The sequence below is a fragment of the Streptomyces sp. NRRL WC-3742 genome, from assembly GCF_000720635.1.
Lineage (GTDB): Bacteria > Actinomycetota > Actinomycetes > Streptomycetales > Streptomycetaceae > Kitasatospora.
In genome coordinates, this window is sequence record NZ_JOCF01000151.1 from 1 (window position 1) to 3,076 (window position 3,076).

At 69.8% G+C, this 3,076-nt stretch carries 2 protein-coding genes and 1 pseudogene; all 3 read right to left on the reverse strand.

All coding sequences use genetic code 11. The features are described 5' to 3' along the window. Positions 1 to 446: 446 nt before the first annotated feature. Positions 447 to 1,616, reverse strand: a complete 1,170-nt coding sequence (locus tag IH61_RS0139680) for an ROK family transcriptional regulator (RefSeq protein WP_234327540.1) — start codon at positions 1,614 to 1,616, stop codon at positions 447 to 449. Between the two features lie 278 nt (positions 1,617 to 1,894). Further along, positions 1,895 to 2,302, reverse strand: a complete 408-nt coding sequence (locus tag IH61_RS0139685; protein ID WP_158845904.1) for a hypothetical protein — start codon at positions 2,300 to 2,302, stop codon at positions 1,895 to 1,897. Between the two features lie 201 nt (positions 2,303 to 2,503). Further along, positions 2,504 to 3,076: pseudogene (locus tag IH61_RS0139690) on the reverse strand (exo-beta-D-glucosaminidase); the annotation flags it as partial.

Sequence of the window (3,076 nt, forward strand, 5' to 3'; positions counted from 1 at the left end):
CGCAACCGACCATCTGGCTCATGTTGATGGCCGTGGCCTGGAACAGCCCGACTCGTCTGACGAGGCCGGGGCCGTGCTCAGTGGACAAAGGGTGCCTCCCTGGGACTGGAGGTGGCGATGTGGGAAAAGTAAAATTCCTTAACAGGATGTGCGTCAAGAGTGACCCCGGTTACGGATGGGGCTCACTTCGGATTCCCCCGTCGGAGGCTGGGTCGACTGATTGCTCCAGCGTGCGGCATCGGCACGACGGGAGCGGGAGCGATGGCGCGGAGGGCCTCGTGGCCGGACGCGGCATTACCGCTCGCGCGATTCAGGTGTGCTCCGGTCCTCGCGGGGTCGGGCAGCCGACCTGGGGAAACCGGTGTACGGCGGACCTTAGCGCGGGTCCGCCGTACTGGCTAGATTTTGTTCACCGGCTTTCCGTGACCGGGCACCGCCGGCCGCCGCTACGCCTCGGTCGGCTCCTGGGCGCGCTGCCACTTCTCGAACACCAGCTCCCGGGTGATCTCCACCCCCATGGCCACCGCTCCGTGCAGCACCGCCCCGTCGCCGAGCTCCGAGGCCGCCAGGCTCAGCCGGAGCGGCGTGATGCGGGGGAGGGCCGCGCGGATCAGCGGGATCAGCAGGTCCGCACTGCTGCCGATACCGCCGCCGAGGACCACCAGCTCCGGGTCGATGACCGCGGCCACCGAGGCGATGCCGTGGGCGAGGCGTTGCGCCTCCTCGGCGACGACGGTGCGGGCGAGTTCGTCGCCCGCACGGGCCGCGTCGAACACCTGCTTCGCGGTGGTGACGTCCAGCAGGCCCTTGGCGTGGGCCATGGCGACCACGGCGTCGCCGGCGGCGGACTCCTCCAGGAGCGCGTGACGGTTCCCGCCGACCAGGCCCTGTCCCGTCGCGCTGCAGCACGGCAGGTAGCCGAGTTCGCCGGCGGCGCCGTGGGCGCCGGGGAAGAGCTTTCCGTCGACCACGATGCCGCCGCCCACGCCGGCGCCGACCAGGAGGTACATGAACATCCGGCGCCCCTGTCCGACGCCGGCCGCGTATTCGCCGAGGGCCGCGAGGTTGGCGTCGTTCACCAGGGTCAGGCCGGTGCCGAGTTCCGCCTGCAGGCGGTTGACGATGTCCGGTACTCCCCAGCCCGGGAGGCCCACCGCGTAACGGACGACCTCGTTCTCGTCGACGGCGCCGGGCCCGCCGATGACCGTGTGGAGGATGCTCTCGGGAAGGACGCCCGCCTCGGCGGTGACCCTGCGAGCCAGTTCGATCACCTTGGAGGCCGCGCCGTCCGCGTCTCCGGAGGCGTTCGGCTCGTCATGGCGGGCCAGGATCAGCCCGTCCAGGTCGGTCAGTGCCACACGGACCCATCTGCGGCCGACGTGCACGCCCAGCCCGTGTCCGGCGCTCGGGTCGGCCTCGTAGAGCACCGGCGAGCGGCCGCGGCCGGGTACGACGACCTTCCCCAGCTCGCGGACCAGGCCCGCGGACTCCAGGCGGCTCAGCGCGGTGGAGACGGTCGGCTTGGACAGCCCGGTGATCCGGGCGAGTTCGGCACGTGAGGTGGCGCCGTCGGCGCGGAGCCGATCGAGGAGGAGCCGCTCGTTGTTGGTTCGCAAGACGCTGCGGTTCCATGCGGCTTCCACGGTGGTCGGCGCTTCCTTTCGGTACGGCGGTTCGGCTGCGGAGGGTTTCGCCCGTCAGCTGAGCCTATACGGTCCTGAGCCACGATGATCTGCTGTTCCGGGGCATCGTACGGTCGGTCAGGGCTCCGGCCGCAGCACCGAGAACGGACCGTGACGATGTCGTCACGGTCCGCGGGAGTTCGCGATGGGCCGCCTGGTGAGGCGCGAGGCGTCGCGGCGGTGAGACGGATCGCTACGGCCGTGGCGGTACCTCATCGCCTCTTCGGGGGACCGGCCGCGGCCTCGATGGCGCTCTCCAGAAGGTGGCCGGAGGTGATGCTCGGCCACGGGCGGTTCCACCGGCGCCGGCCCGTGCAGTGGGGGCCGGGAATGGTGCTGTGCCAGCCCGTCGAGAGGACGAGCCGGCGGGAGCCCGGCGAGGTGCAGCTGCCGGGGGCGACGAGCCACAGGTGGGAGCCGTCGGCGAGGTCCTCGATGAAGCTGGTGTCGTGTTCTTCGAGGGCGGCGCACACGGAGCGGGCCAGTGGCTGAGGGATCTTCACGGCGTCGAACTCGACACCGAGGGCTACCAACCGGAGTCCGCGCGGATCGTCCGGGAGCCAGGGCTGGGCCGTGGCCAGGGGTGGAGCCGTTCGAGGTACCAGCGAGTTGAGGAACATGTGCGTCCTCCACATCGGGCCGGCGTGGTGCCCGTAGTCCGGGTTGTGTGTCGACCCTCTAGGTAAAGGAGATTTCATAAAAGAGATTTCCATAATCTGCGCCGTCCGTACGCCTGTCAAGGATTCGTCAAGGCGATCGGCAAATGGCCGGCCCGGGCACCCGGGCCGGCCGCGTGGGTGGAGCGTGTCGGGTTCCTGTTGTCAGCTGGTGGTGTTGGCCGTGATGTTGCTGGTGGGGGTGTTCCAGCCTGTGATGCGCAGGTGGGGGGTGGTGCCGGTGAGGTCGGTGGTGCGGACGGTGGCGGTGATGGTGGTGGTTTCGCCGGGCCAGAGGCTGACCTGGTTGTCGGTCCAGGTGACGGGCAGCACTGGCTTGTCATCGGCGTTCACCAGGTGGACGTCGGTGAGGAGGGCGGGGGTGTTTCCGGTGCCGGTGTTGGTGAGTGTGACGGTGACCTTGGTGGTGTCGCCGGAGCTCGTGCTGGTGGCTGTGGCGGAGACCTGGGCCTGGGCCAGCTTCTTCAGGTCGACCAGGGACCCGTAGGAGGTCATGTCCGGGCGCGGCCACTTGTTCTCACCGATCACGTCCGGCTTGGTGGAGAGCCAGTAGACGTTGCGGCTGACCTCCTTGCCGGTGGGGTCGGTGAGGGTGAGCTTGGCGAGGTAGGTGGTGCTCAGGTCCGGGACGTCCTCGGGGATGGTGAGGGCTTCCGCCTTGCCGCCGTCGCCGGGGACGGATGAGACGGTGGCGTCCTTGTGGAACCGGGGGGTGCC

Coding starts and splice junctions, on each gene's coding strand:
- IH61_RS0139685 (WP_158845904.1), bottom strand. CDS start 2,302: ATGTTCCTCAACTCGCTGGTACCTCGAACGGCTCCACCCCTGGCCACG.